We start from the raw sequence: 629 nt of genomic DNA on the forward strand, positions 1-629 counted from the left end.
GCGCAGATGGACCTGCCCGCCAACGCCGATATTTCGAAGCAGGTGAAAGCGCTGGAGGCCCAAGGCAAGTCGATCGCTGCGGAGCTTCAGCAGGCGCAGTCTGATCCCGAAATCGCTCAGATGGCCAAGCAGAACCCGGAAGCCGCACAGCAGATCATGCAGCAGGCACAAGGCCAGTTGCAGCAGATCAGCCAGCAGGTCGAGGAGCTGAAGAAAACCGTTACCATCGAGCAGGTGATGGACTTGCTCCAGGACCAGCGCATGCGACCGTTCAATCTCGACATCGAGACTGACAGCACCATTCAGCCCGACGAGAATGCCGAAAAGCAGCATCGTACCGAATTTCTTTCAGCATTGGGCACCACCTTGGCGCAGTTGGCGCCGATGGTGCAGTCGAAACCAGAAACGGCGCCTTTCGCTGCTGAATTGCTCAAATTTGCCGTCGCACCATTCCGGCCGGGCCGTTCGATGGACGCGGCCATCGATGAATTTGCCGAGAAGATGAAGGCCTCGGCTGGCCAGCCGCAACCAGATCCGGCAGCTGCGGCGCAAAAGGCCGATGCCGATGCCAAGGCGGCCGATCAGAAGCTGAAGCAGTACCAAGCCGCGCACGACGCGCAGTTGAAGGA

1 protein-coding gene is annotated in these 629 nt (G+C 59.6%); it reads right to left on the bottom strand.

Annotated features, from left to right (window positions below; all coding sequences use genetic code 11):
• Positions 1-333, bottom strand: a 333-nt coding sequence (locus EN935_RS41680; protein ID WP_206534717.1) for a hypothetical protein, incomplete at its 3' end; no start/stop codon positions are given.
• Positions 334-629: the final 296 nt, after the last annotated feature.

The organism is Mesorhizobium sp. M7D.F.Ca.US.004.03.1.1 (assembly GCF_003998635.1).
GTDB classification, from domain to species: domain Bacteria; phylum Pseudomonadota; class Alphaproteobacteria; order Rhizobiales; family Rhizobiaceae; genus Mesorhizobium; species Mesorhizobium loti.